This is a genomic window from Virgibacillus proomii, from assembly GCF_018916875.1.
Lineage (GTDB): Bacteria > Bacillota > Bacilli > Bacillales > Amphibacillaceae > Virgibacillus > Virgibacillus proomii_B.
The window spans coordinates 232,876-256,664 of record NZ_JAHLNO010000004.1 but is presented as its reverse complement, the minus strand read 5'-3'; the positions used below and the strand labels follow the sequence as shown (position 1 = coordinate 256,664).

The following is a 23,789-nucleotide window of genomic DNA, read 5'->3' as shown; positions in this document are numbered from 1 at the left end:
AAACGCTTGATGCGAAAGTAAATACTGGAGATCCATTTTATTATCATGATTTATTTGGACAAGTAATTTACAACCGAGGACGCATGATTATTAAAACTCTACCAGAATATGGGGAACCATTTAAAGGTGTTGGCATTCCATTATTCGATAACAGTGAACTGGCAGGCTGTCTAGGCATTGGAGTCAGTTTAGATCAAGAGTACCAATTCCTTGAAATTACTCAGTCTTTGGAAGGCCTGTCCGATCATATCCAAGGAAGAGTACATCATATGCTCTCACAAACGGAAGAACTATCAGCAACTGTTCAGGAAATCGCTGCACATTCCGAATGCTTCAAACAGAATTCCGAGGAAATTAATGAAGTGACTCAATTTATCAATAACGTTTCCGAACAATCGAATTTGCTTGGTCTTAATGCAGCGATTGAAGCAGCTAAAGCTTGGGAACAGGGACGCACTTTTTCAGTCGTTGCTAAAGATGTCCGGAAGATGGCAAAAGACTCTTCTCATGCAACAGATAAAATTAAAACTGTTATTGATGATATTATGCAAAATATTGAACAGACATCTGAACAATTAACAGACATAACCCAAGCCGTCCAAAGCTAAGAAGCCGAAGCTGAGACCTTTACAAATGACTGAAGAATGAAATGAGATAACAAATAAATTAAAAACGCATATTGAAGTATTAACCAATGAAATTAATTAACATATATTTTTCTAAAGAGCTCTAAAACTTAAATTAGCTATAGAGCTCTTTTCGATTGCGCTATATATTTTCACATTTTTACTAAAATAACAAATATAATTATTCTACCGGTAAGTGTTGACAAATCTGACGTAAGTTTATATAATGATTCTTGTCGGTAAAAACGACGATCGTTCAAACCTATTTCAATGCGGGTGTAGTTTAATGGTAAAACCTCAGCCTTCCAAGCTGATGACGAGGGTTCGATTCCCTTCACCCGCTCCATATATTATTTGTCCCAGTAGCTCAGCTGGATAGAGCAACAGCCTTCTAAGCTGTGGGTCGGGAGTTCGAATCTCTCCTGGGACGTATTGAACGTTATAAACCCACGCATGACACTACGTAGAGAATATTCGATGAGTGTTGATATTAAAGTTTGTCGATAAGTGTAACGATGTATTTTCGCTACAGTTTGTCGGACTCAGAAGCTTCCTTTTACGGGACATAATCCGTAGAAAAGGAGGCTTTTTATTTTGGGTAAAAAAATCATAGGAACGAGAAAACCTAATAAAAGGGACACAGATCGTCAAAACGTCCAACAGCTTTACGATGTCCAACAAACTGATATTACAGTAAGTGAAGCATTAGAAATGTTCATTCAGGCAAAAGAAGCGGAAGGAGTTCGCAGTAGAACTGTGGAAGAATATCGTCGCCATATTCGTTATCTCCTCGATTATACTGGAAATCCTGATTTTCTTCTCAAGGAGTTGACACCGAATATAATCCGCAAATATATTATGTATCTATTAAAAGAAAGAAAAACTTACGAGGAAGATGAGAATAGAAAAAGTAAAAAAGAGGGTTTGTCCCCTAATACAGTAAATATAAGGCTACGGACGTTACGGACGATGTGCCGTTTTTGGTATACAGAAGGAATAACAACCACCAACGCAATGGCAACGATCAAACCCGTAAGGACAGATCAAGTAGAAGAAGTTCAAGGTTTATCGGAAGAAGAAATAAGTCGTATATTAGGTTCCTTGGACGAGAGACAGTACGCTCAATGGAGAGACAAAACGTTAATTTATCTATTATTGGATAGTGGACTACGTATTAATGAGGCTGTTACGTTAACCATCGATCAAGTAAACACAAAATTTAACGAAGTAACTGTAACATCAGAGGTAGCAAAAAACAGAAAATATCGAGATGTTCCAATAAGCCGAGAGGTTACTAAAAGGTTATTAGAATTACACCAAGAATCAAAAGAATATTTTGGAGAGAGTAATTTAATATTTTTAAATGCTTACGGTGAACCTTTTAATTCAGAAGCTTTCAGAAAACGTTTAAATAGGCTTAAAAAGAAAATTGGAATGGAAACATTACACCCTCATCAATTTAGGCACACTTTTGCTAGGGATTACTTATTAAATGGAGGAGATTTATTTACATTACAAAAAATACTAGATCATTCGGACATTAAAACTACTCGGAAATATATTCAAATGAACTCTGATCACATAAGGCAACAACATTCAAAACACTCGCCATTACGTAAGTATACAGGAACACCATATAAGAAAAATAACTAAACATTAACCAATGACTTACAAATTAGTAATTTGAAAACACATTATATTTTTTATGAGGTAATGCTTCGACTCGGTGCTTAGACTGCACCTATTTAGCTGAGCAAAGTGTAAAACGGGCAAAGGGCAATGTAAACGGATTGTGACTACGTACTGAAACGTAACATATTAATGAAGGAATCGGAAACATCACGATTTACTATTGTTATGATTCGTTTACATATGCCGATATTTTCTTAGAGTCATTGTGACTTATTTACCTTTTCCGTAGCATATAATGAGGGAATCGAAAATTAAGCGGAATTGTATACGACATTATAAGGCATTTCTCCGCGATTCAAAGCGATCCCAAGTCGGCTAAACTTGCGGATAGTATATGCAGGGCATCGGACGGTTGCGCGTGCCTTCCAAAACGTTTTGGCTTCTTTTTGCCGGGCAACGCGTTCACGAGACGAACCCTCCGAAATTTTCACGTAACAAAATAAGGCGAGCTACGATATTAGCCCGCCCTTTACAGCCGAAAATCCCGAAGTGATTTCGCAATTTCCTGCTCACGTATTCCGATGTATCGTTTAGTAGTCGCTTGATCTGCATGATTAAATATTTCCATTAACGTTGCTACGTCTTTTGTACGCTGGTAATAGTGATAGCCGAATGTTTTTCGGAGTGTATGCGTTCCTATGTCGTTCCTTCCGATCAAGTCTGCCGCCTTGTTAAGTATCCGATAAGCCTGCGTCGTTGTGATATGTCCGTTTCCTTTACGACTAGGAAACAGCCAATAGTCGTCTGGTTTGTCTGGTAAATATTCTGTTATGTACTCGGCTATGTCCGCCATTATTGCGTTTAAGTGAACAGTCCGCTTTTTCTGCGTTTTGCCTTCTCGAATTGTGAAGTTTGTTCGTCCTTTTACGTCTGCTATTTTTAGCCTTACTATATCGCCGATTCTTAGCCCAGTATTAATTCCAATAGTAAAGAGCAGCAAATTACGTGCTGATTGATTCATTTGCCCAACGCCTTTTCCTGCTATTTTTAAGGCTTCTCGGAACTCCTCTATTTCTTCGGTAGATCTTAACGGTTGTACGTCTACCGTATTCGTCATTTCCCCACCCCTTTTATAGCAAATCGTATGTATGATTATATGTGGTAATTCCATATTAACGTACATTCAAATGATAGTCAACTATATAACGCTTATAATACAAGATATCGTATGTAAGGAAATAGGTATAAGATTACATTCAACACACAGACATAACCCAATGAAAGAACAACAGAGTAAGTAAGCACAGCACAAGACAAGCCAAGACGAGCACAGCAAAGGCAAGCAAGGGAAGGCGTAACGTCCTCAAACCCGCTTAAGGCTCCACTGAAAACAAACAGAATAAATGATCGGAAAAGTAAACGAGGAAAGGGGGCGGGGGTGTTCGTTTTTGGATCGGGTTTGCCTGACCTGCGCAATTTGCGTACAACATTTTTTCATTTTGACCTCCTAAATTATGGGATACAACAAGGAAACGAGAGGAAAAGCCGAAACAACTCCGTCATTAAAAAAAATTTCCTACAAAATTTAAAACTTCGACCTTTCCGTCCGCTTACTTAATTACTTAGACACATACAGATACTTACGTAGATAAATAAATAAGTACTTATGACCGATTTTGTACAATTTTTATGTATATTACCGAAACCAAACTAAATCGAGACGACTTGAAAAACGGACAAAAAGCTGCGATTGTAATTCGACTGTTTTACGAGGAAGAACGGAGGAAGGCTAGGGAAAGACAGGCGGAGAACGCAGAGAGATTGAATAGAGAATTAGGAAGATTAACAAATGTTCCAAATTTGGAACAATCGATTGAAGGAGGAAAAACAAACGAAATCCTCGCAAAGAAAGCCGGAATAGGTAAATCGTCAATGGCTTATTTACTCGCAGTCTATAAAAGTCGTCCAGACTTGTTCGAATTAGTCTTTAGCGGGAACTACTCGATCAACAAAGCATATACGCAAATGAAAAAAGACGAAGAGCCGGAGGAGTTAACATAGCTATCCATGCAACCTGTAGTCACGTGGTCTGTAGCCACCATGGATGTAGGTTGCACTAACTAGAACCATGTTTTAACAAGAACTATTCTTTTAACAAGAAAAGATACCAGCGCTAAAAAATAGACGTAATTAAGTACCTTTTCGGAGTAAGTAAAAAAAAAAGAAAAACCTACGTCCTTGAAAGAAAATCACTTTCAAGTCCGGGTCATGTAATACATTCCGAAAAATAACTACTATAAAGATACTTCGGAAAATGCTAACTGAATAAAGGAGTGAGAAAGTTGAACGAAGTAAGAGAACAACCAAATCAGGAGCTATCTTCTGACATAAACATAATAACAGCCGAAATAAATGCCTACAAACAAGTAGCAGGCGAAGCAATTTTCGAGATTGGGAGGCGATTGAAACACGTAAAAGAGAATGATCTTGTCCACGGGGAATGGTCGAAATGGTGTAAAGAAGAAATCGAAATAGATAGAGCGCAGGCAGATAAGTTCATTAAAGTTGCTGATGAATTAGGAAATGAGTGTACGTACACTCAAAAAGGACTCCGAGCTCTTTATGAAATAGCAACGCTTCCACAAGAAGAACGAAACAAAGAACACACTCTTTCTAACGGTAAAACCAAAACGGTTGATGAAATGACCGTTAGAGAGTTACGGGAAGTTAAGCGTAAATTGAAACAAACGGAGCGTCAGTTAGAGCAGGCACGTAACAGTGCAGAGATAGCGGCGAGAAAGTACGAGCAGTTGGCGGAAAGAGAACTAGAAATAAAAACGGAGTATATACAGCCGGAGGACTACGAGGACTTGCGGAGGGAGAACGATACTTATCGTAGGCTATATGGAGATTCCACTATATACGAAGAAAATACGAGGAGGGTCGGAAATGACGATGCCATAACATACAACGTATTTGAGTTTTAGGAGGAAAGCGAACCGGCCTCTTGCAAATTTTACAAAAGCATTCCGCAGAATCAACCTAATCTACCGAAATACCAATCGTAATTTTGACAAACAAGAATATACGCCCGATTCTCCCAAAATGGGAGGAGCTATTCGCAAAATGCGAAGAACCTATTCAGCATTAGATATGGTCGTGAGAAATTGTCACAAGCAAGATTTGATTCAAAATATTCCACGTGGCACAATTAGGACGACATCGTCCGTTTTAGGTTGTGGTAGACGTCGACCACAAATACTCCGCTCAAAAATGTGTGTAACTGACAGCTTTTTATAAAAATAAGCGAGAAAAAGGCGTCTGTATTTAATTGCGAATGTATTAATACCCGCGACACACAAAACGCCTCATACGCTTTAGTTTTAGTGAAAATCTACGTAATCGAAAAAACGGACACCTCCGAATGTATTTCGAAAATGTCCGTTTGGAAATTCGCTCTTTAATTCGTTCCGCTATTTAATCAGCGCGCCCGTACTCGGATGTATGTAAATATTACGCTTACCTGGTCCAGTTTTAACCGTAACTACGTGCGGATATGGTTCGCCGAGGATTTCGTAAGTTAACCCTCCGTACCTTGCCGGAGTTAACGACCAGTCCGAATTAGCCTTGACGGGTTTTACGTTTAGTTTGTATGTTCTTTAAATTCATCTCGCATAAAAAAGGAATCTGCTACATGCTCAAAGTCTTGGTAAAGGAATTTGTCAAAGTTTATCTTTTCAAAGGTATCGCGTTTCAATATTATCCTAGCGATAACATCCTCCGAAGTGTTTCCATATTTATCCACCGTTCCTAGCTGCCAAAACAATCCGACTTCTGCGACTCTTTTATCTTTAAAAAGCCTTTGGAATACATCAGATGAATTAGATAGTATTCCTGTACCAATCATTTTTGAAGTAAAACTATCGTCGGCATTAATATGTACATTCACAATTCGGTCTTTGTCATTATCTTCGGTGAATACGTAATCTATCAAATCAACTTTTGCTATACGTTTTTTATCTGTATTGGATTCTTTTCCTAGTTCATCATTTATTGTTTTAACGACCCAACTTTCAAGGTCTTTTTTCTTTTTTGGTTTAGGATTCTTTTTGTCTTTTTCTTTAACAGCTACTTTATTTTCTTTTTTGGTTTTCTTATTCTCTTGTTTCTTCTTCTCCTCCTTATCTACTTTTTTCTTTTCTTCCTTCGCTTTCTTCTCTGATCTCTCACGCTTTTCTTTAGCTTCTTTCTCTTTTTTCTCCTCTAGCTCTTTTTTCTCGTGCTCCAATTCTTCCATTTCTTTTTCTGCCTTTTCCCGTTCCTTCTCCGCTCTCCGCTGTTCCTCTTTAGTTTTTCTCTCAGCTTCTTTTAATTTACCTTCCCGTTCTTCTAACTCTTTTTCCCTCTCTTCAATTTCTACCGCTTCTTTGGATTTCTCCTGTGAATAAGCTGAGTCCTCCCCGATGTACTGTCTAACCGCACTTGCAATAAATAACCAACAAATGATACCCCATAACACAATTTTCTTTGGCTTAGATAGGTTTTTGTGCCACTCTCTTATTTTCTTCATCCAACCTCCCCCTCCTTACTACCTAATTCAATTTACTTAATTTATAAGTATTTTCGCATAATAACCTAATTTTGGCAAAAAAAAAGAGGACGCCCCTCCAAAAAGGAACGCCTCAACTGGTTAAAGGAAGCTCTTCCGCACTCGTTCGTTAAATTTCTGCTCCTCGGTTACATAGCGTTCGACCGCTCTACCTACCTCTCTAGCATCCATTTCGACGATCATCTGCTTTTGTTTTCTCAACTCCATTCGCATTTCGTGAATCTCGTCCCGCATCTCGTAAAATACTTCGCTCCCACTGCCCGAACCGCTCGCACTCAACTCTGCTTGTAGCCTTGCCGTAGCTGTACGAGTATGTGCGCGCATTTGTCCGGTGTCGAAGCCGGCTAGTTTAGGTTGTTCTGGAGTAGCCGCTTGGGCAATTCTTTCCGCCATTTTTTGTATCGACCGTAACTCTGCGTCCATACCTTCGATTAGACCCTTACCGATCATTTTACCCACTTCATCGCGCATAACACGAGACGGTGAGTTGATGTCGAAGAAGTCTATTAGCGTATTTTTAATGTTATTTCCGACTTCTTTAGCTGTTTCGATTGCGCCGTCTGCCATGCTAGAGATACCATTGATAAAACCGCCGATTACGTCCTTACCGATTTCCATTAAATCGATGTTTTTAAAGAATTCTTCGATGTTGTGCCAAATATCTTCACCGATACCTTTTATCGCATCCCAAGCGCCTTCCCAATCGCCTTTCATTATCGACATTCCAGCATCGATCAGACCTACAACAATGTCAATAGCCGAACCTACGATTGTTTTTATCAAGCCCCAAGCTATTTTTACGATGGTTGAGATTTGCGGCCAGACGATTTGAAAAATCCCTTTAATAAACGACATTCCTCCCGACACTACGGCTTTGATTATCCCAAATCCGCCCTTTACTCCGGCAACTATCGCCGCTCCGTGTTCGTTCCAAAGCGCTTGAAACTTCGCTAGTTGTTCCCCTGCAAACGAAACTACCGCGTTAACCACCGTCGTAATTATCTCGCGGATAAACTCAAACGCGACCTGTACTCCTGTTTTAATCGCATCCCAAACGGCGTTTACTGTATTTTTAAACCAATCAAATTCGCTATACGCCCACACGACTATACCGACAATAGCTGTTATTGCAGCAATAACTCCGCCTACTATTGCGATTACCTTAGCTAACGCTACTGACGTAAGACCAACGGCAGTAGCTACAGCCGTAAACCCGATCATCATTTGACCGACTACAGCGATTACTATTCCAATTCCCGCGGCAAGTGCAGCGAGAACAGTTCCGATGATAACGCCAAACGAAATAAACATTTGAAACGTCTGATTTGTGTTTGCAAACCATTCGGCTAATCGCCCCATTGCGTCAATTACCGGAGTTATACCCTCAATCATAAGAGATAGTGCTTCCATTAACGGCGTTCCGATTAAAATAGCGATATCTTGTATCTTGTTCCACAAAACCTCAGCTTTTGAGGCAAATGTTTCGTATCTCTTAGCCGCTTCTTCTGTTAACGCACTGTTTTCCTGCCAAGCTGATGTTCCCGTTTTTAATGCGTCACTAAAGACGTTAGTAGCCTCTGACGCCCTTAATAGCGAGTCTCTAACGATAATTTCGTTTAGACCGAGGTCTTTTAACATGCCGACTGTGTTACCGCCTTCTTGGTTCATTGAGTCTAATCCCTTTAAAAACGATAATACTGCCCCCGCTGCGTCCTTTTCGAATGATTTTGTAAATTCGTCTGTAGACATTCCCGCAACTTTAGCGAAGTTTTCTAATGACTCGCCGCCTTCCATAGTCGCCGTTTTCATGTTTAGGAAAACTCGAGAAAATGCGCTACCTCCGGCTTCTGCCGTAAGTCCCAAACTCGATAGAGATGCGGCAAACGAAAGTACCTCCGACTCTGATAATCCGATTTGCTTACCTGCTCCAGCTAATCGCATACCCATAGCGGTAATCTCACTTTCAGTTACGGCAAAATTATTACCGAGGTCCACAATAACCGAACCTAAACGGTCAGCATCGCTTAACGACGTTCCCATAATGTTCGAAAACCTAGCGATTGACGTCGCCGCTTCTTCCGCACTTAAATTGGTCGTGTTACCTAAATCGACCATTGTTCGTGTAAAGTCGAGCAAGTCTTTCTTGCTTACGCCTAATTGCCCAGAAACCTCCGCAACTTTTGCGATTTCTTCCGTGCTTGCTGGTATCTCCTTCGCCATGTCGCGGATGCCTTTAGCTAACTTTGCGAAGTCTTGCTCCGAACCTGATAGCACTTTCTCGACTCCGGCGAACGCCGATTCAAAGTCACTCGCGGCTTTAACCGTAGCCCCTATCGCTACTACACCTCCCGTTGCAATCGCGCCGAATGCGGTAGCTGCCGTTGTGCCTATCGTACTCATCCTATCGCCGAACGAACTCATATCTCGAGCGGCTCGGTTTAGCCCGGAAGTAAAGTCCGATATATCTGCTCCTATTTTTACCAGTACATCTCCGACCATTAGCTATCAACGCGCCTTGCGTACTCATTGGCTAGGTCTTGCGACTTTTGCATATGTACGTCGTGTTTTTTGCGATCACCCTTAGCGCCCGCTTGTAGGGCTTTGCGGAGTTCCTGCATGGCAAGACGTAACATTGCGAAGTGCTGTCGATCCTCTGCGCTTAGTTTTAAGTTTTTAAGCTTTAACTCAGCTTGCACAACTAAAAAAGCCGCTCTCTCATATGTGAGGCGACTTGGCTTAGTAGTTATCATATGTTCAACCTTATTATTGCAACTAACCACTATATCTTGTATGTCTTTTTTGTTGTTCAAATTGACCCCTCCCCCAATCGCTTATAAAAAGCTGTAAATAAAGTTTAATCCAATTGCCATTAATCCTACTGCTGCTAACAACATGCCTACTAAAATGACGGTTGCAAATGTGTAGCTAAATACCTTAGCAAACTTATTTTTCAACTTTTACCACCTCCTTAAATAAAAAAGAGAGGCATCAGCCCCTCCGTTAGTTAATTTCTCTTTCCGGTCGCACACTCCCGCGCGTAATTATACCGCGTTTATATGCTCTGCTAACCTCTACATCAACCACTCCATAAAAATTATCACCATCCGACGGGAACCTAAAGGGATATAAAATCGGCACGCTTGGTCGTTGCACGTTTGTATTTTCCTGTCCCACTGCCTGCACCGTATCAAAAAATATCCCCTGCTCTACATCTAATTCAAATTGTCGATAACCAACAAGCGCCTTTAAATACTCGTACTTAGCGTCCTCAATTCGCTTTTTAACGGTGTCGAAGTGCTGTGCTATCGCGTCTTGTGCTTCTTGTTTTGCGAGGTGAACCGCTTGCCTTGCAGTTGCGTTGGCGTCGGATGAACCCGATCTAAACGCCCTATCTTTACGCCCCTGTGCGCCTTGTAAATCGAATTGTAGATCGGCAATTTTACGACGCAACTGCCGTTCCTTTTCTTCGTTTTCTTTGCTTGGATCAGCGAGGGTATCGTCCATTGCGCGCTCTAATTGCTGATGGGCTTGCGATAACTCCGCTTGCACTTTCTCCGCCTGTTCTTGCACCTGCTTGCGACGTTCCTCTGTTTGCCGTTGCAGTTGTTGATATTTTGCGATTAAGTCCTTTAGTTCCTGCGATTTTTCAACTTTTACCGTTCTTACGTCTTTACTCATGTGTTAATTCCTCTCCTTTTAACTTTTTGATTAACCGCTGAAAACGATATAATACGCTTTTGTGTCGCTCTAATTCTTGCATTCCATTATCGATTACCGCTATGGCTTGGTGTTCTTCACCGTCTGACCACTCTAATTTATAGTCAACAAACCGCTGAAGTAACCAATTTGCGGAATCACGTAAATATGTATGCTCGGTTTCTTCAGCACCGACCAGTTGATATAAAAACTCGTTAAGTGTATTAACAAAAATGAAATTAGCTTTATGCACATCGGTTTGCTTGAAGGTATGTCTAATAATCGCTCGAAACGCCTTAAAATCATTTTCCCTGTCGCTCGCCTCCGCCTGCTTACGTTTAATCTTTTTGACGATAACATGCTCGGAGTAGCTTCCCGTTGATGCGTTTTGTATAAAATAGGCGTACACCGATCTCTTGCCATCGCTTGCTTTGTGAATATAAACGTTATATAGCACTAATTGACCTCCCTTACTCTATTTTGTCGCTGCTTGTTGCCCAACTCCGCAAGCATTCTCTGCGTCCAGTTCCTGCCCTCCGTCATCTTTTTGCGCATATTGAGGTCTTTCAAGTCTCGTAAACTTTGGTTCGATTTTTTCGCCATTTAACTGCCCCACCTTTACAATTATTGGTCGTATTTCTTCTTCAAAGAGGCTGTATTTCCGCCTTACTCTACGTTTTTCTCCTGTTTCCTCGTCCTCGTGTGTATATATGGCTACATCAGGATAAGGCAATCCAAACCTCCGCAAACTATCGACAGTTTGAAATATATTGTCGTATATCCCTTGTGCGATTAGCTTATTGCCGCAAGTAATCTCGTACTTGTTTTCGTCCTCTTGTACGATTAAAACGACCTCGTTATCGATTAAATGGCTACTATTACCGTCCTTGTCCATTTTGATTAACGTTGTTTGAGGCGGTAAGTTACCAACATGCGTGTGTTGCTTAGTTATGCAGTACACTAGTTTATCCCCTCCACGACTTAATCTGACTTAACCTTACATTCAAACATACGTTCAGCCGGGCGTCTCTGCTCGCTTGGTATTTTGAAATGGACGCCGATCAGCTTTCCGTTTTTGAAGTAGTCGGCAGTGATACGCCAATCATGTTTGTATCGCTTAATCCGCCTTATCAACTCGCGATCTTCCGTGTAGCCTGCTAGCCACCCCGGTTCTTGCTTCCACAGTTCGTTGTTATGCTTACTCACCTGCCTCGCCTGCTTCTAAAGCTTGAATACGCGTGTTAATCGTCAATAACTCCGCTGCTTGTCGTCCGCTACCTGCTCCGCCTTTGTATTCGGCTTTTTTGTCGTCGTAAAGTTGCTGTAATTGAGCGACGGACATGCCTTCGTACGGATCGGCGGGCTTGGTTGCTTCCCGGTCGCCATTACTAATTTCGGTAGCTAACCGGGTTACGTCCTTTTTAGCTTGCTTGTAGTCGCTATCGGTTACAGTACGATAAGGGCGCAAGGTTCTGTTGTAGTGCCGTACCTTTTGCATAGCCTCGAGTAATTCTCGTTCTAGTTCTTTTCGCTTTTCAAGCCAGTCGTTTTTCTTTTCCATAGTTTAAAATTCCTCTCTTTTTTTTAAATTGAATATAAAAAACGCCGTTACTTTTTATTTTTGTAACTAGCGTTTATTATCGAAATAGTATTTTTATTGCTTCTAAATGCTTGCCGTTCCCCGCATAAACTACCGCTGGATTAACAACTACTTTCTTTTTCCGGGAGTCTCTTTCAACAGAGAAAAAACCGAATACAGAAATATCGTCTATTTTTATATCTCTTAACGCTCGCATTAATTTACGATAATCCGCATAGCCTAACTTTTGAGCTAATTCTTTTATTGTCATAGGTGTGATTTTATCCTGTTGTACTTCACTTGGATTATGGCAGATTATATTATAGTTAAAATTTACATATGGTAAAATTTCATAGATTACACTTAGTTTTTTAATACTTCGCCCATTGAACATGTTATACAAGTCCCGGATTGTTTTTCGGAACATTCGTGTGTACTGTAAATTCTTAGTTTGCTCTGGTGCGTTACTAAGGTCGCCACGGAAAAACAATGAAGAGTCGACAATCAACCCTGTTTCAGCTTCGGACAGTATTCCGTTTTTTGTTAAAGACCTATAAAAAGTTGCATAAGCATTACGGCTCATCCCTAACAACTCCCCTAGGTTTTTCTTGTTTATCGGTCTACCATTATCGTATACCAAGTGATTAGTTTCCCAACTTATATACGTCCCAACAAACATTAATCTAGCTAAGTCCGATTTACTTAAAAATGGGAATCTCTCGTGCATTGATCTGTATGCCTCAAAAAACGCAAATACAAAGCCGCCGTGTACCGTTTGATGTTTGGCTAAATTGTCAACCGTCTGCTTACCTTTAAATACTTCGCCGTTAATCTTAGGCTCGATATATAACTTATCCGTAATTACTTCGCCTGTTTCCAAGTCAATTGCTACTCCGTCCTGCATAATAAAGTTTTGCGTCATTTCTACGACTTGTTTCCGTGTTTTTGGATTTAATTCCTTGTACGCCTGCTGTTCTGCCTTAAAATCACGATAATTATTGGTTGTCATTTTAGTTGATCACTCCTAAAAATATAAAATATAAAAACGCCGGTTACCTTAAGTACCTAGCGCTTTATCAATTAGTTAAAGTATTTAGTTGATATGTGTACCTATCGTGAATAGCGTTTATTTCAGCTAATCTTGCAGGATTTAATTTGAATTGCTTAATTAATTTTAAACGTATATTGTCCGTCAAAGGTTCTCGTTCTTTTTCAATGGCGTTTATATAAGTTGGACTCACCTCGAGTATTTTCGCCATCTCTGCCATAGTTAGTCGATATACTTTCCTAATAACATATAAACTATTATGTTCAATCGGGAAATCACTCAATTAAACTACCTCCTTTCTTTATTTTTATCTAGTAATTAGGCTAAAAAAATAGCCTTTGTTTATAGCCCCTCTATATATGTAAAAGTGTCGCTATTTTAAATTAATCGTAATCCATTTCATCATAGTCTATATTTTCCGTAACTCTTTTCCTGTTTCCTTCTCCGTATATTCGATTTTTAGTGTAAATATAATCGATGTGATCAATACTGTAAGACACTTCGTAATTTGCAGTTACATTTTCCATAGAACTTTCGCCAATCCAAAAAGGATAGTCTAACCAACTTATGTAGTCGTCTTTTTGTGTCCTCTTATTAGGATTTGTTAAGGCTTTATCTGCCCTCTGCTTACGTCTTTGTAATGTCTTTTTACCCCGATGGCATTCCTCGCAGCACGTCTTTTTAGTATTACGTAAACTATCGTCTCTCCAATAATAACCGCAGTAAACACATTTCTTCATTCGGTTATCGACGCTTATACTGTGTAGACCTTCGTAATTCAATTTTTGCAGAACGGTAATAATGTCTATTTCGTTTGTTACACCATAATATTCCTTTGCGAATTGTTTCGCCCCTGTTCCCGGTTCCATCTCTACATTTCCCCTTTTTGTGGTTTTATTAGTTGTTTAAGAGGTTGTAAACTTACTATTTTTTGTTTTCACTATAATGTAAGAGGGTTTGTTTTAATTCCGGTGTTAACTCAAAGACAAATGCTACTCTCCCTCTAATTTTTACTGATGGCTTAACATCTTTAATAATAAACCCTTTCTTGAGTAGGTATCTAGCAACTGCTATATTCAATATAACTTTATATTTTTTATCAGCCATTTTAAACCCTCCCTACTATTGTAAAAGTGTCGCCATTTAAAATAATTACTGCATGTAATTACAGTAAAGTTTGAAAATATAAAGAAAGAACGAACAACCTCCAAACTCGCCCTCCCGCATCTATATAAGACAACTAAACGGCAAAAATACAGGGTAAAAACTAAAATTGTCACAGAAAATTTACATTGTAGTTCTTGGTTTTTCCATATTAAAAAATAGGTACCATTTTGTGTGCATTATCGAAAAAATAGGTACCATTTTGTGTGCATTTTAAAATCTCGTTTATCGTCAAAATACACCTATATATCAATATTTTACTCCTTTTTTCTTTGATTTTCGGATTTGCTTACTCATCTTCTATATCAGTCCCACTTACGTTAAAAGATACTCCGAAAAATACATAGTACATATACCGCCGAAAAAGGTTGGAAACAACATGCGTTTTATATGTCCGCCATGTATTTGCGTCATGTATCTACGACATCTAAAAACCTACGTCTTGTAAGAAAATCACTTACAAGCCGGGCTATGTATTATTTGATCTGTTTCCAAAAATAAGTAACTCCGATAAAGTAATATAAGTACTGGACGATACAAGGCTTTTGCAAAAAAGGCTTGGGGGCAAATGAAACGTAGTGGAAATGCCCCATAACTACACGTAATTTCCGAAATCATTGCTTACGCACTCGCCCGCCCTATAGTACAAAGAGAAACTTGCGGATCAGTTAACGACCCACAAGCAAAAACCATCGTCTGTTTTATAATCTGGTTCTCTTCTTCCAGATAATCCGAAAAAATGGTTTATCCCGTAATAATAAAGTGCTAGTTTTGCCGTCTCTATTACGCCTTTTGTGTTTGCGATAATAGAAGCTACTGCTTGACTGTACGTATTTTCGAAACACTCCTTTTTTAAGGACTCGAAAACATTTTTACTTACCCCGGTAGCTCTTTCTAGGAAATTTATATCAAAGTCATAAATATTTAAGGTGCTTTCTATTCTCTCGCAAATATACTTAACAAACTCTGATTCGTGTATAACTTCTATAACTGCGTCATCTACTAAAAAACCCGCCCAATCGTCCTGTACTACTTCCTCATCTTGACCAGTAGACATAAACTCTCTTATTAATTCGATTTTTTTACTGCTCATTACGTTTTCCATTAAAAATCTCTCCTTTAAATTGTTTTTTATATTAACGAAGCAAAGCCCCGTAATGCCCTCTACTATGCACACGACGCAAATTGATAAATTTGGTACAAATAAATTTAATTTTTTCATCCCCTACTTTACATTCCCTAGTAACTACCACTGTTTGGGACATTCGATTTTCTATCATTCATCTATATAAACGAAAATCCATAGCAAAGTTGCGTACTTTTACGATTATTTTTCTCCCCTACTACTTATTGCCACATTGATTGCCAAAAGTGGGGCAACTATCTTTACTTTTTCTGCCCTCTTACTTTATATAGATCGTAAAAATGAAAATTTGGGTCAATTAAATTAAAGTTTATATTTTCCAACAACTTCCTAATTTCGTCCCTCGCTTTTTCCTTTCACGCCACTAAAACACCCGCCCCGAAAATCCTATCGACTTGTCCTTGCGTAACCTCCTCCGCCATTAACCTAAAGTCGAGCGACTTGCCCGGAAACAACTCTACGAACCGCTGCGGAGATACGTTCCCCCAGCCGACTTGTTTTTCCCCGTCGAATAAATACACGTTGAACCAGCCTACAACCGTCTTTTTAACTACTACTTGTGCCGTTTCTTTTTTCATTTTTAATTCTCCCCTTTCGAATTTTTTGAATAACTTAATGCTCTTTGAAAGCGTTCTTCTGCTTCGTCCCAACCGTGCCTAAACAAATCCCATATCGGCATTAATTGTAGTGAAGCGTCTTTTACTTTCTGACGTTGCTTTAACAGTTCTTGCATTTCGTCGGCTGTCCTTCGGATATCCCCTCGCTTGCCTAGTTCATTAAGCCTCCGATCAATCAAGCTGTTTTTCTTGCGGTAAAACTCAAAATCTTCGTTTATCTTTTGGCGTAGCTTGTTTATTTCGTTATAGTAATTTAACATGTATATCCAACCTCTCGTAGTTCTTTTTTGATTTCGTCTAGTTGTTCCGGCGAGTAATTATAATCTAAAAGTATTTCCTCGACCCATTCCGGTAACTGCGCCGGGTGTACGTATTGGTATAGGTAGTCTCGGATAGCTTGTCGCCTTTTAGTATGTTTCGCTAGGCAGGCGAGTGAACAAACGACGTACTTTTCCGATTCAGCTTCGCCAATCCCGTGCCATGCGTTGTTAACGTCTAGAATTCCGTTGTTGCAGTGCGCACACTTGCCCTCCGAGTTATTTACTTCCGGATTACTAACTTCGTGAAGCAGTCGAGTCGCTAGCGTTTCCACTTCTTTTTCATCTGAGTACGCAATTAACTTGCTAAGCGCAAGTTGCAAAACGGCTACTTCTCCGTAGTTTGCAGTGATTGTTACAGTTCCGTTGTTGTCATTAATTGTTTTCATTTTGATTCGCTCCTCTGATTACGTTTTTCGTAATTTATACATCTATTATAATTACGATTTTCGTAATTGTCAATAATGAATTTACTATTTTCGTAATTAAATTTATACTTGTACTAAGAAAAACAAATAAGGAGAGAACTTATATGAAGAAGATAAAAATAAGATTAGATGAGGTATTAAAAGAAAAAGGTTATACTCAAGCACAACTTGCGGATGCCATTGGAGTTAGGAGAGCAACAATACATGATCTCTACCATAATAAAAGTAAACAAATTCCAATTGAAGTTTTAACAAAAATAGTTAATGAATTAAATTTAAAGTCAGTAGATGAAATCTTAGTATTGGTTGACGAAGAATAATAATGACAAAATTTAGATAAACTGTTATAATTGCGCTGTAAGACTAAATATTCGGAGTATGTAAGCCGTATTAGTTAGCTGTGAGACTTTATATATCGTTACTACACCCGTCAGAATAACGTTTGAGTGTGCGTATAAGTGTGCGTATTTATAACAGAACGCCTTCTAAGCTGTGGGTCGGGAGTTCGAATCTCTCCTGGGACGTATTGAGGAACCCTTGTAAACACTGTGTTTACAAGGGTTTTTATTTTGTTAAGTGGGGTACGTAAATTCTAAAAAGATATCAATAGGATACCGATTTGCTCATGATTTAAAAAAGCAAAGCAATTCCTTATTATATAGTTAGACAAACAAATACATCTAGCTTGATGATTACTCACGTAATAAATTCCTTGTCTTACTCCCTTTAATCCGAAAACTTTACTTTTGAAACAATCTGATGCTTAAGCGTGGCAAATTCATCTACAGTTAAACTATCTCCTGTTGCTGCTAAAACGGCATGCATAGCACGATAGCTGTAATTCATTGTTTTCAGCCCAAAATGTTTCTGCAAATAATTAATGGGAATCGCTGCTAGTGGAATAAACTTTGAAAATCACCGTTTTCAAGCTCCCCCATGATTACTTCTAAATCTATGGCATTCTTTCCAGCCTTTTTCACGAGACCTTGCATCAGTTTCTGATGAATCTTTTGATCAGCTATCTTTCTTGCCTGGCACGTTGCAATATTTATCTGACCACTGTTTCCTAGTTCTCTAATTTGACTTACATAGCCTTTCATTGTATGAAGATCTTGCTCCACAGGCTCTAGCTTAGCTGTATTGTGCCGAAGCTTTTCAATCGTTTGATGAGTCATTTTCTTTGCATGTTGTACTTTATCCAGGAACTCTCCGTCATCTATATTCCGAATGTTAATAATATCTCTGACTGATCGGAGGACGGCATTTGCTTCATCGGTTAGCATCATTGCATGTTCTGCCCGTTTAAGTCCTCGCTGAACACCACCCGCAAGAAAGTCCTCTCGAAATAACTCCATTCCTGTCCGGTTCCAGTTCATCAACGGACTGTTTTATTTCACGTAACGTATCCGAGTAATTGGCGATGAACCCCTCTAGAAACAACAGAAATGGCTTGTGTGCCTCTTTGTAAAATGTTCGAATAGAATTTAGCTGTTTTCCCTTTAAAAGCTTCCTCTAAGGCTATAATGCCTTCTATGCTTTTCTGGACGTTTTTGATTTGTGTATGTATCTGTTTAGCCTGCGCTAATGTTTTGTCGATAAGGCTATGACATTCCCCTACATAAAGCGCCTTGACTGACATCTCCCATCTTAGTTGAAACTTAATTCCCCTGTTAGTTGCATTATACTAAAAGTGCAAAATTTATTGAATTGTTTATGGAAATTAACTCTTTTTTAATTTGTATTATGTAATTAAAAGAGACTATTTACTCAAGATAAAAGCCAACTCCAAAAAGTAAATAACGAATAAGATAAATTAGAACGAAAATAATGAAGGAGGTAAATCTATATGTGGAGGAAAGCAAATAAGAAAAAAAGAAACAAGCGTAGAGAAGAAGAGTTCAGTTTTTCAGACGCTAATGCTGACGCTGATGCAAGAGCGGACGTAGATTTTGATAGCGACATCCGAGTAGATAATGATAATGACAATGATAATGATAATAATCTAAAAAATAAAAACCGTAATTTGAATATTGCTAAAGTCATTAGAAGTGGTAATTCTTCCGTTGATGTTGATATTGATGAAAGAGAACGTGTTGATATTGATATTGATGAAGAAAAACGTAAAAAACGTAAAAAACGCCATGATTAGTTAATGTTTGTGGAGCAGTGTAACATCCCACTATTTTCCTTCAAAGACGAGTTAATTTGAAGAAGGCAATGGACACCTTACGCTTACTCGCTTCACACTCGGAAATAGCGATAATTCAAAATGTATAGTTACCGTCTATAAATACTACTTCTATTGTATACGCCTTGTTATGTTAAATTTAACAACTAAATAAATCCCTTTAACCATGATCATGATAAGGACTATATTTTCTTCTATATTTTTACGACAGAATAACCAAAAGGTAATTAGTTTCTGTATAAAACTTAATAACGTTCTCCATAGACGTGAGAAAAAGGGGAATGATAAATAGCCCTAGATTAACGATTAAACTGAACTAAAGCTAGACAGCGCAAGGAGAGTTACCCTTTACAAGTAAATTTAAACAAAGTATATAAATTTTACTAAGACATATTATTTTTGAACCTTCACCTTAATCATTCCTCTTTTTTACGTATGAGGTTGGGACAAAACCCAGTAAGTAAAAAAATAAGTATGGTAACCACCATAAAATGGAGAAGGTACCACGCTTATTTTTGTTTTTAATATTTTTAGTCACTAGCATTACATAAAAAAACAAGAATATTCAGTTAACGACCTTCTATGATTTTGAGCCAAAAAGTCAAAACCTGAAGAAAGTTGGCACTGTCCATTTGATAAAAATATACAATTAACCCAAGGCGACAACGGCAACAGCTGATTTACGGACTGGATCTTCCTTCAAACTTTCTAGTTCAGACGTAGGATGGTTTCCAGAACGCTCTCTTTAACCGGCGAGCAATTCGCAGTAGAGATTTTTTACTTCTTATCTCAAGTTGGACGAGAATATGCAAGCAGTAGGTAATGAGCGCTAAAAACACTTGATTCTGTACAGCAGTTTCGCTCATTCCATAAAAGTGCTTTATTTCTACATGTTGCTTCAGCCATTTGAAAAATAGTTCAATTGCCCGGCGAGATCGGTAAATGCCACTGATTTCTTCGGCACTTGAATCAGCGATTCGTGATTAAACGTACAGATTTCCCTTTGTATCCATGACTTCAAGGAGACGAAAGACGTTTTCTGTGCGTTTTTTTGTCGTTCCGATGTAGACCGTTTTGTCGGATAGAACCGTATTATCATCAGGAAGTGAAAAAGAATAAACTTCACGAATGACGGGATTCTTCTTTAGTCTTGAAACGAAGAAATAGCCATCATCTGTCATTCGATCAAAACGTTCATCGTCTACATAGCCGCGATCAAACACATACACGGCTTCTTTATCATCCACAAGAACCTCCAGTTGGTTCCTGTCATGTTCTTTCGTGGGCGTAATCACTGCCTTTTCTGGATAAACGGTACCCTTATCCATGAATACTAGTCGTAAATGGGATCCACTGTATTTTTAATACCAAGTTTGTAATCACAATAAATACCAATATTGGAGTATCATTTTATTTTATTAGCAGTTAGATCATAGCCACGAAAATAAAAGTGCATTCCGTGGTTGTTTCTAAGACTGAGCATTGAATATCTTTGTCTTCGACTATGTCGAGAAGTATTTCAGTCTCTTCTATATCATCAACATCCACCATGATATATTCATCTTTAAGCACTCCTACATATGAATGTTCTTTTCTCGCTGTATGATAGGATAATAGTTTTGCTCCATCCTTAAATTTGGATGCGGCATGTTTTCCATTACCTTTTAGATAACCTTTATAAATGTTAACTTTTGATGAGGAGTTAATAATGATATTGCTATTTATTTTACTTTTACTAAAGGTCTTTCCTTTCAGCAGGATGTATAGGTCTTACTATTAATCTATCCCATAATCAGCTTTTTAAGACTAACGAAAAGTCCAAATTTATTTACTCATAATTGGTGTCATTAAATTGAAATTTCGTGTTTTAATCCTATTCCCAAAAGTCTTTTTAAACTTTTGGGAATAGGATTCTTATCTATTATTTTCATCGTTATTATTCTCCTGCTGCTGTTCAGACGGTTCTTCTGTTGGATCTGGTTCATCTTCATCGACTCCGTCACATCCAAATAAGAAAGCTAACGACATAACGATCGATAAAAAACCAAGAAAAAATTTTCTATCCTTCAAGCTAATTCTCCTTTCAAATTGATCATAATTAGCTTAACCAATTTTTCTAAGAATACTCACAATCTAAATGCGTGGAAAATCATTCCAGCATATTATTAGCGAATATATTAATAATACTGTTACAACTACAACATATTCTAGGAAAAATTTTAAAAACAAGGTGGTGATTTCAATAAATAATCGTAGAAATATGATGACTTTATTGCTTGCTATGAGTGCAGCTGGTGCGATTATTTATGGTGTTCGAAACGAAACATTTCAACGCTGGCAGCAAACCATTTCTAATGCGATGAACGATCCGCAAATTCAAATTGACGTTACGTAAAGGATGGCTGATTAATTTTAATGACCATCCTTTATTTTCTTTCTTCCTACCATTCGGCGAAAATAAGCCCTTGTAATTACTCCCTCCTAATTAAATATCACAATATTTCCTCTTTTCCCTCTTTGGAAAACCGTTTATTTACACAAAAAACTCCCCTTCAAGTCAACAGATTTTATTTTTTAATCTGTCCAGCTAAGGGGAGCATATCACTAAAGATAAGTGAGCTTTTTGTATATACTTAAATAATTACAATGAGGCTGTATAATTCATTTCTTTTAAGCGGTCGCCGTCAGTCGTGTAAAAATGAACGTGTATATTTTCTTTTACATCCCATTCTAAAATAACATATGTTTTTTCTTTTCTTCCACGTGGTAGTCGGATACTGCCGGGGTTAATAAACAATTGTTTACCATGTTGCTCTCTAAAAGCGACATGTGTATGACCAAAGCAAATGATTTGTGCCCCTAACTCCTCCGCTCGATAAGCAACCTGCAATAAATTACTTTTAATGGAGTGCAAATGGCCGTGGACTATTAAGAAACCAAGTCCATCAACTGTCAAAGTTTGCTCCTCAGGATAGCGCGTATCTACATCGCAATTACCCTTAACGGAATAAAAGCCAGACATTTCCTTATCATCAAGTCCCAATTCTGAATCGCCGCAATGAATCATATAATCCACTTGATGTCGATCCTTAATAATCTCAAGTTCTTTTTTTAATCCATGACTATCACTCAATATAAGTACTTTTGGCATTGACCTTCATCCTATCTTTCAAAAATTATATCCTGTTCTTTAAGACTTGCTTCTAGTTGTTTAAGTGCATGATGACGGTGGCTAATGGCATTCTTCTGCTCTTGGGTCAACTGAGCCATCGTTAACTGTCTGGCATCTGGTATAAAAATTGGATCATAACCGAAACCGTTTGTTCCTATTGGCGAGTTGGCAATTCTACCGTGACAATATCCTTTGTACAACATTGTTTCCATACCAGGCTTTGCAAAAGCTAGCACACAAACAAACTTTGCTGTTCTCTTATTTTCAGGAATATTTTTTAGTTCTGACAAAACCTTGTTTATATTGGCCTGATCATTTTTTTCTTCACCGGCATACCTTGCTGAATAAACACCAGGTCTACCATCTAAAGCATCAATTACTAAACCTGAATCATCTGCAATAACAGGTAAAGATAAAAGGGAAGCAATTGTTTCTGCTTTTAAGGTGGCATTTTCTTCAAATGTAGAGCCTGTTTCTTCCACATCAGGCAACTCTTTTAAGTCGTTTAATGAAACAGCCTGAATCTGATAAGCTCTAAAAAGCTCCTTAAACTCCGTTGCTTTTCCTTCATTTTTCGTAGCAATAATCACACGTTTCATTCTGTTTCTCCTTTTTGGGAAATGCGTTGATCAATTAGTTCGGCAACACTTCCTAATGCTTCACGTTGTTTGTCAAACAGTGTGAGTAATCCTTCTTCAGCTAATTGCAACATAACATTCAACTGTTTACCTGTAAAAGTTGCTTCTTCTCCTGTACCCTGAATTTCTACAAATTCACCGGAGCCAGTCATTACAATATTCATATCAACATATGCTTGGGAATCTTCCACATAATTTAAGTCCAAAATTTCCTGACCATCCGGCATGACACCTACGGAAGTGGCAGCAAGGAAATCCGTGATTGGCATGTTAGGTATCACTTTATCATTTACCAGCTTTGCCAAAGCCAAGGCAACTGCAACAAACGCTCCAGTTATGGAAGCAGTCCTTGTTCCTCCATCTGCCTGAATAACATCACAATCGACCCAAACCGTCCGTTCACCAATACTATCCAAATCAACGACAGAGCGAAGTGCTCTGCCAATTAACCGTTGGATTTCCATTGTTCTCCCACTTACTTTTCCCTTGGACGATTCCCTAATATTTCTTTGTTCCGTTGCTCGAGGTAGCATCGCATATTCCGCAGTAATCCAGCCCTTCCCTTGGCCACGCATAAACGGAGGAACCCGATCTTCAATACTGGCATTACATATCACCTTTGTATTACCTATCTGAATCAGCACAGAACCTTCCGGATGCTGAAGAAAATCAGTTATAATTGTTATTGGTCGTAAACTATTTACATTACGTTGATCACTTCTCATTATTATAACCATTCCTTTCGCTCTCGCTCAAGGCACAAAACTGCATGAAATGTACTTGTGCCGAGCGATTTTTTTATTATTCTAGATGTATAGGGATGCTCAGTTAACTACAAATCACGTGAGGTGCTGTACCGAGTGACCGCATTATTATATGTGTAGGTTGCCTTTTCAAGCACAAATAAGTGTGATTTTAAGCACGCAGACTT

Annotated in this window: 32 protein-coding genes, 2 tRNA genes and 1 pseudogene; 9 read left to right on the top strand and 26 right to left on the bottom strand. The window is 38.5% G+C overall.

Annotated elements, in window-relative coordinates; genetic code table 11:
• The first annotated feature begins 83 nt into the window (after nucleotides 1-83).
• From KQI21_RS02465 to KQI21_RS02450, 4 genes are all read left to right on the top strand, one after another.
• Nucleotides 84-608 (top strand): methyl-accepting chemotaxis protein, encoded by a 525-nt coding sequence (locus tag KQI21_RS02465; protein ID WP_216482424.1) that lies wholly within the window; start codon nucleotides 84-86, stop codon nucleotides 606-608.
• Nucleotides 609-898: 290 nt separating this feature from the next.
• Nucleotides 899-972 (top strand) — tRNA-Gly (locus KQI21_RS02460).
• A gap of 10 nt (nucleotides 973-982) precedes the next feature.
• A tRNA-Arg gene (locus KQI21_RS02455) sits at nucleotides 983-1,056 on the top strand.
• A 164-nt stretch (nucleotides 1,057-1,220) separates the two neighbouring features.
• Nucleotides 1,221-2,279 (top strand): tyrosine-type recombinase/integrase, encoded by a 1,059-nt coding sequence (locus tag KQI21_RS02450; protein ID WP_216482423.1) that lies wholly within the window; start codon nucleotides 1,221-1,223, stop codon nucleotides 2,277-2,279.
• 508 nt (nucleotides 2,280-2,787) lie between these two features.
• Here KQI21_RS02450 and KQI21_RS02445 read toward each other — a convergent pair.
• A complete protein-coding gene (locus tag KQI21_RS02445) occupies nucleotides 2,788-3,375 on the bottom strand; it encodes a site-specific integrase (RefSeq protein ID WP_216482422.1) in 588 nt (195 codons plus the stop codon).
• A gap of 572 nt (nucleotides 3,376-3,947) precedes the next feature.
• Here KQI21_RS02445 and KQI21_RS02440 point away from each other — a divergent pair.
• Both KQI21_RS02440 and KQI21_RS02435 read left to right on the top strand, forming a co-directional pair.
• Nucleotides 3,948-4,319, top strand: coding sequence for a hypothetical protein (locus KQI21_RS02440; RefSeq protein WP_216482421.1), 372 nt, complete (start codon nucleotides 3,948-3,950; stop codon nucleotides 4,317-4,319).
• A 281-nt stretch (nucleotides 4,320-4,600) separates the two neighbouring features.
• The gene (locus KQI21_RS02435) at nucleotides 4,601-5,245 is read left to right on the top strand and encodes a DUF3102 domain-containing protein (protein WP_216482420.1); all 645 of its coding nucleotides are present in this window, start codon (nucleotides 4,601-4,603) and stop codon (nucleotides 5,243-5,245) included.
• A 656-nt stretch (nucleotides 5,246-5,901) separates the two neighbouring features.
• Here KQI21_RS02435 and KQI21_RS02430 read toward each other — a convergent pair.
• The 17 genes from KQI21_RS02430 to KQI21_RS02355 all read right to left on the bottom strand — a co-directional run bounded on the left by KQI21_RS02430 (nucleotide 5,902) and on the right by KQI21_RS02355 (nucleotide 16,821).
• Nucleotides 5,902-6,828, bottom strand: a complete 927-nt coding sequence (locus tag KQI21_RS02430) for a hypothetical protein (protein ID WP_216482418.1) — start codon at nucleotides 6,826-6,828, stop codon at nucleotides 5,902-5,904.
• Nucleotides 6,829-6,948: 120 nt separating this feature from the next.
• On the bottom strand, nucleotides 6,949-9,267 hold the full coding sequence (locus KQI21_RS02425; RefSeq protein WP_253291271.1) for a phage tail tape measure protein: 2,319 nt from the start codon (nucleotides 9,265-9,267) through the stop codon (nucleotides 6,949-6,951).
• Between the two features lie 98 nt (nucleotides 9,268-9,365).
• Nucleotides 9,366-9,677 carry a hypothetical protein gene (locus KQI21_RS02420; RefSeq protein ID WP_216482414.1) on the bottom strand — a complete coding sequence of 104 codons (312 nt, stop codon included), beginning with the start codon at nucleotides 9,675-9,677 and terminating at the stop codon, nucleotides 9,366-9,368.
• A gap of 21 nt (nucleotides 9,678-9,698) precedes the next feature.
• Nucleotides 9,699-9,821, bottom strand: a complete 123-nt coding sequence (locus KQI21_RS16340; protein ID WP_257790345.1) for a hypothetical protein — start codon at nucleotides 9,819-9,821, stop codon at nucleotides 9,699-9,701.
• Between the two features lie 46 nt (nucleotides 9,822-9,867).
• Nucleotides 9,868-10,545: a hypothetical protein gene (locus tag KQI21_RS02415; RefSeq protein WP_216482413.1), complete on the bottom strand. Its 678-nt coding sequence runs from the start codon at nucleotides 10,543-10,545 to the stop codon at nucleotides 9,868-9,870.
• On the bottom strand, nucleotides 10,538-11,020 hold the full coding sequence (locus KQI21_RS02410) for a hypothetical protein (RefSeq protein ID WP_216482412.1): 483 nt from the start codon (nucleotides 11,018-11,020) through the stop codon (nucleotides 10,538-10,540). The genes KQI21_RS02415 and KQI21_RS02410 overlap by 8 nt, the downstream gene beginning before the upstream one ends.
• 18 nt (nucleotides 11,021-11,038) lie before the next feature.
• Nucleotides 11,039-11,524: a hypothetical protein gene (locus KQI21_RS02405; RefSeq protein ID WP_216482411.1), complete on the bottom strand. Its 486-nt coding sequence runs from the start codon at nucleotides 11,522-11,524 to the stop codon at nucleotides 11,039-11,041.
• 20 nt (nucleotides 11,525-11,544) lie between these two features.
• Entirely contained in the window at nucleotides 11,545-11,769 is a 225-nt protein-coding gene (locus KQI21_RS02400) for a hypothetical protein (protein ID WP_216482410.1), read from the bottom strand.
• Complete coding sequence (locus KQI21_RS02395; RefSeq protein ID WP_216482408.1) at nucleotides 11,762-12,124, bottom strand: hypothetical protein; 363 nt, start codon at nucleotides 12,122-12,124, stop codon at nucleotides 11,762-11,764. Before KQI21_RS02395 ends, KQI21_RS02400 begins: the two co-directional genes overlap by 8 nt.
• A gap of 76 nt (nucleotides 12,125-12,200) precedes the next feature.
• A complete protein-coding gene (locus KQI21_RS02390; protein ID WP_216482406.1) occupies nucleotides 12,201-13,151 on the bottom strand; it encodes a hypothetical protein in 951 nt (316 codons plus the stop codon).
• Between the two features lie 67 nt (nucleotides 13,152-13,218).
• Nucleotides 13,219-13,473 carry a helix-turn-helix domain-containing protein gene (locus KQI21_RS02385; RefSeq protein WP_216482404.1) on the bottom strand — a complete coding sequence of 85 codons (255 nt, stop codon included), beginning with the start codon at nucleotides 13,471-13,473 and terminating at the stop codon, nucleotides 13,219-13,221.
• A gap of 100 nt (nucleotides 13,474-13,573) precedes the next feature.
• A complete protein-coding gene (locus KQI21_RS02380; RefSeq protein ID WP_216482403.1) occupies nucleotides 13,574-14,059 on the bottom strand; it encodes a hypothetical protein in 486 nt (161 codons plus the stop codon).
• 55 nt (nucleotides 14,060-14,114) lie between these two features.
• On the bottom strand, nucleotides 14,115-14,297 hold the full coding sequence (locus tag KQI21_RS02375; RefSeq protein WP_216482401.1) for a DUF5659 domain-containing protein: 183 nt from the start codon (nucleotides 14,295-14,297) through the stop codon (nucleotides 14,115-14,117).
• Between the two features lie 721 nt (nucleotides 14,298-15,018).
• Complete coding sequence (locus tag KQI21_RS02370; protein WP_216482399.1) at nucleotides 15,019-15,459, bottom strand: hypothetical protein; 441 nt, start codon at nucleotides 15,457-15,459, stop codon at nucleotides 15,019-15,021.
• A gap of 395 nt (nucleotides 15,460-15,854) precedes the next feature.
• Nucleotides 15,855-16,076, bottom strand: coding sequence for a hypothetical protein (locus KQI21_RS02365; RefSeq protein ID WP_216482398.1), 222 nt, complete (start codon nucleotides 16,074-16,076; stop codon nucleotides 15,855-15,857).
• 2 nt (nucleotides 16,077-16,078) lie between these two features.
• Nucleotides 16,079-16,375 (bottom strand): hypothetical protein, encoded by a 297-nt coding sequence (locus tag KQI21_RS02360; RefSeq protein WP_216482396.1) that lies wholly within the window; start codon nucleotides 16,373-16,375, stop codon nucleotides 16,079-16,081.
• A complete protein-coding gene (locus KQI21_RS02355; RefSeq protein ID WP_216482394.1) occupies nucleotides 16,369-16,821 on the bottom strand; it encodes a hypothetical protein in 453 nt (150 codons plus the stop codon). The genes KQI21_RS02360 and KQI21_RS02355 overlap by 7 nt, the downstream gene beginning before the upstream one ends.
• A gap of 143 nt (nucleotides 16,822-16,964) precedes the next feature.
• Between KQI21_RS02355 and KQI21_RS02350 the strand changes: the two genes are divergently transcribed.
• Nucleotides 16,965-17,180, top strand: a complete 216-nt coding sequence (locus KQI21_RS02350; protein ID WP_216482393.1) for a helix-turn-helix domain-containing protein — start codon at nucleotides 16,965-16,967, stop codon at nucleotides 17,178-17,180.
• Nucleotides 17,181-17,753: 573 nt separating this feature from the next.
• Here the strand turns inward: KQI21_RS02350 and KQI21_RS02345 are convergent.
• The 3 genes from KQI21_RS02345 to KQI21_RS16640 are packed head-to-tail and all read right to left on the bottom strand — an operon-like array spanning nucleotide 17,754 to nucleotide 18,499.
• Entirely contained in the window at nucleotides 17,754-18,215 is a 462-nt protein-coding gene (locus tag KQI21_RS02345; protein ID WP_216482392.1) for a T7SS effector LXG polymorphic toxin, read from the bottom strand.
• On the bottom strand, nucleotides 18,163-18,303 hold the full coding sequence (locus KQI21_RS16645; RefSeq protein ID WP_373687621.1) for a hypothetical protein: 141 nt from the start codon (nucleotides 18,301-18,303) through the stop codon (nucleotides 18,163-18,165). The genes KQI21_RS02345 and KQI21_RS16645 overlap by 53 nt, the downstream gene beginning before the upstream one ends.
• A complete protein-coding gene (locus KQI21_RS16640) occupies nucleotides 18,254-18,499 on the bottom strand; it encodes a T7SS effector LXG polymorphic toxin (protein ID WP_216482391.1) in 246 nt (81 codons plus the stop codon). Before KQI21_RS16640 ends, KQI21_RS16645 begins: the two co-directional genes overlap by 50 nt.
• Before the next feature lie 207 nt (nucleotides 18,500-18,706).
• Between KQI21_RS16640 and KQI21_RS02335 the strand changes: the two genes are divergently transcribed.
• Nucleotides 18,707-19,009 carry a hypothetical protein gene (locus KQI21_RS02335; protein WP_216482390.1) on the top strand — a complete coding sequence of 101 codons (303 nt, stop codon included), beginning with the start codon at nucleotides 18,707-18,709 and terminating at the stop codon, nucleotides 19,007-19,009.
• 752 nt (nucleotides 19,010-19,761) lie between these two features.
• Here KQI21_RS02335 and KQI21_RS02330 read toward each other — a convergent pair.
• Together KQI21_RS02330 and KQI21_RS02325 are read right to left on the bottom strand one after the other, a co-directional pair.
• A pseudogene (locus tag KQI21_RS02330) lies at nucleotides 19,762-20,376 on the bottom strand (IS4 family transposase).
• Between the two features lie 586 nt (nucleotides 20,377-20,962).
• Nucleotides 20,963-21,118, bottom strand: coding sequence for a hypothetical protein (locus KQI21_RS02325; RefSeq protein WP_216482389.1), 156 nt, complete (start codon nucleotides 21,116-21,118; stop codon nucleotides 20,963-20,965).
• A gap of 67 nt (nucleotides 21,119-21,185) precedes the next feature.
• Between KQI21_RS02325 and KQI21_RS02320 the strand changes: the two genes are divergently transcribed.
• Entirely contained in the window at nucleotides 21,186-21,443 is a 258-nt protein-coding gene (locus tag KQI21_RS02320; RefSeq protein ID WP_216482388.1) for a hypothetical protein, read from the top strand.
• A gap of 246 nt (nucleotides 21,444-21,689) precedes the next feature.
• On the opposite strand, the gene KQI21_RS02315 is transcribed toward KQI21_RS02320, so the two are convergent.
• From KQI21_RS02315 to rph, 3 genes are read right to left on the bottom strand one after another with little or no spacing between them, the layout of a single operon-like run.
• Nucleotides 21,690-22,199: a metallophosphoesterase family protein gene (locus KQI21_RS02315; RefSeq protein ID WP_216482387.1), complete on the bottom strand. Its 510-nt coding sequence runs from the start codon at nucleotides 22,197-22,199 to the stop codon at nucleotides 21,690-21,692.
• Nucleotides 22,200-22,210: 11 nt separating this feature from the next.
• Nucleotides 22,211-22,819, bottom strand: coding sequence for an XTP/dITP diphosphatase (locus KQI21_RS02310; RefSeq protein WP_216482386.1), 609 nt, complete (start codon nucleotides 22,817-22,819; stop codon nucleotides 22,211-22,213).
• Nucleotides 22,816-23,583, bottom strand: coding sequence for a ribonuclease PH (gene rph / locus KQI21_RS02305; protein ID WP_216482677.1), 768 nt, complete (start codon nucleotides 23,581-23,583; stop codon nucleotides 22,816-22,818). Before rph ends, KQI21_RS02310 begins: the two co-directional genes overlap by 4 nt.
• Nucleotides 23,584-23,789: the final 206 nt, after the last annotated feature.

Coding starts and splice junctions, on each gene's coding strand:
- KQI21_RS02335 (WP_216482390.1), top strand. CDS start 18,707: ATGTGGAGGAAAGCAAATAAGAAAAAAAGAAACAAGCGTAGAGAAGAA.
- KQI21_RS02355 (WP_216482394.1), bottom strand. CDS start 16,821: ATGAAAACAATTAATGACAACAACGGAACTGTAACAATCACTGCAAAC.
- KQI21_RS02375 (WP_216482401.1), bottom strand. CDS start 14,297: ATGGCTGATAAAAAATATAAAGTTATATTGAATATAGCAGTTGCTAGA.
- KQI21_RS16640 (WP_216482391.1), bottom strand. CDS start 18,499: ATGTCAGTCAAGGCGCTTTATGTAGGGGAATGTCATAGCCTTATCGAC.
- KQI21_RS02425 (WP_253291271.1), bottom strand. CDS start 9,267: ATGAGTACGATAGGCACAACGGCAGCTACCGCATTCGGCGCGATTGCA.
- KQI21_RS02320 (WP_216482388.1), top strand. CDS start 21,186: ATGCGTGGAAAATCATTCCAGCATATTATTAGCGAATATATTAATAAT.
- KQI21_RS02415 (WP_216482413.1), bottom strand. CDS start 10,545: ATGAGTAAAGACGTAAGAACGGTAAAAGTTGAAAAATCGCAGGAACTA.
- KQI21_RS02345 (WP_216482392.1), bottom strand. CDS start 18,215: ATGGAGTTATTTCGAGAGGACTTTCTTGCGGGTGGTGTTCAGCGAGGA.
- KQI21_RS02395 (WP_216482408.1), bottom strand. CDS start 12,124: ATGGAAAAGAAAAACGACTGGCTTGAAAAGCGAAAAGAACTAGAACGA.
- KQI21_RS02380 (WP_216482403.1), bottom strand. CDS start 14,059: ATGGAACCGGGAACAGGGGCGAAACAATTCGCAAAGGAATATTATGGT.
- KQI21_RS02465 (WP_216482424.1), top strand. CDS start 84: ATGATTATTAAAACTCTACCAGAATATGGGGAACCATTTAAAGGTGTT.
- KQI21_RS02440 (WP_216482421.1), top strand. CDS start 3,948: ATGTATATTACCGAAACCAAACTAAATCGAGACGACTTGAAAAACGGA.
- KQI21_RS02315 (WP_216482387.1), bottom strand. CDS start 22,199: ATGCCAAAAGTACTTATATTGAGTGATAGTCATGGATTAAAAAAAGAA.
- KQI21_RS02365 (WP_216482398.1), bottom strand. CDS start 16,076: ATGAAAAAAGAAACGGCACAAGTAGTAGTTAAAAAGACGGTTGTAGGC.
- KQI21_RS02390 (WP_216482406.1), bottom strand. CDS start 13,151: ATGACAACCAATAATTATCGTGATTTTAAGGCAGAACAGCAGGCGTAC.
- KQI21_RS02445 (WP_216482422.1), bottom strand. CDS start 3,375: ATGACGAATACGGTAGACGTACAACCGTTAAGATCTACCGAAGAAATA.
- KQI21_RS02310 (WP_216482386.1), bottom strand. CDS start 22,819: ATGAAACGTGTGATTATTGCTACGAAAAATGAAGGAAAAGCAACGGAG.
- KQI21_RS02350 (WP_216482393.1), top strand. CDS start 16,965: ATGAAGAAGATAAAAATAAGATTAGATGAGGTATTAAAAGAAAAAGGT.
- KQI21_RS02370 (WP_216482399.1), bottom strand. CDS start 15,459: ATGGAAAACGTAATGAGCAGTAAAAAAATCGAATTAATAAGAGAGTTT.
- rph (WP_216482677.1), bottom strand. CDS start 23,583: ATGAGAAGTGATCAACGTAATGTAAATAGTTTACGACCAATAACAATT.
- KQI21_RS02360 (WP_216482396.1), bottom strand. CDS start 16,375: ATGTTAAATTACTATAACGAAATAAACAAGCTACGCCAAAAGATAAAC.
- KQI21_RS02430 (WP_216482418.1), bottom strand. CDS start 6,828: ATGAAGAAAATAAGAGAGTGGCACAAAAACCTATCTAAGCCAAAGAAA.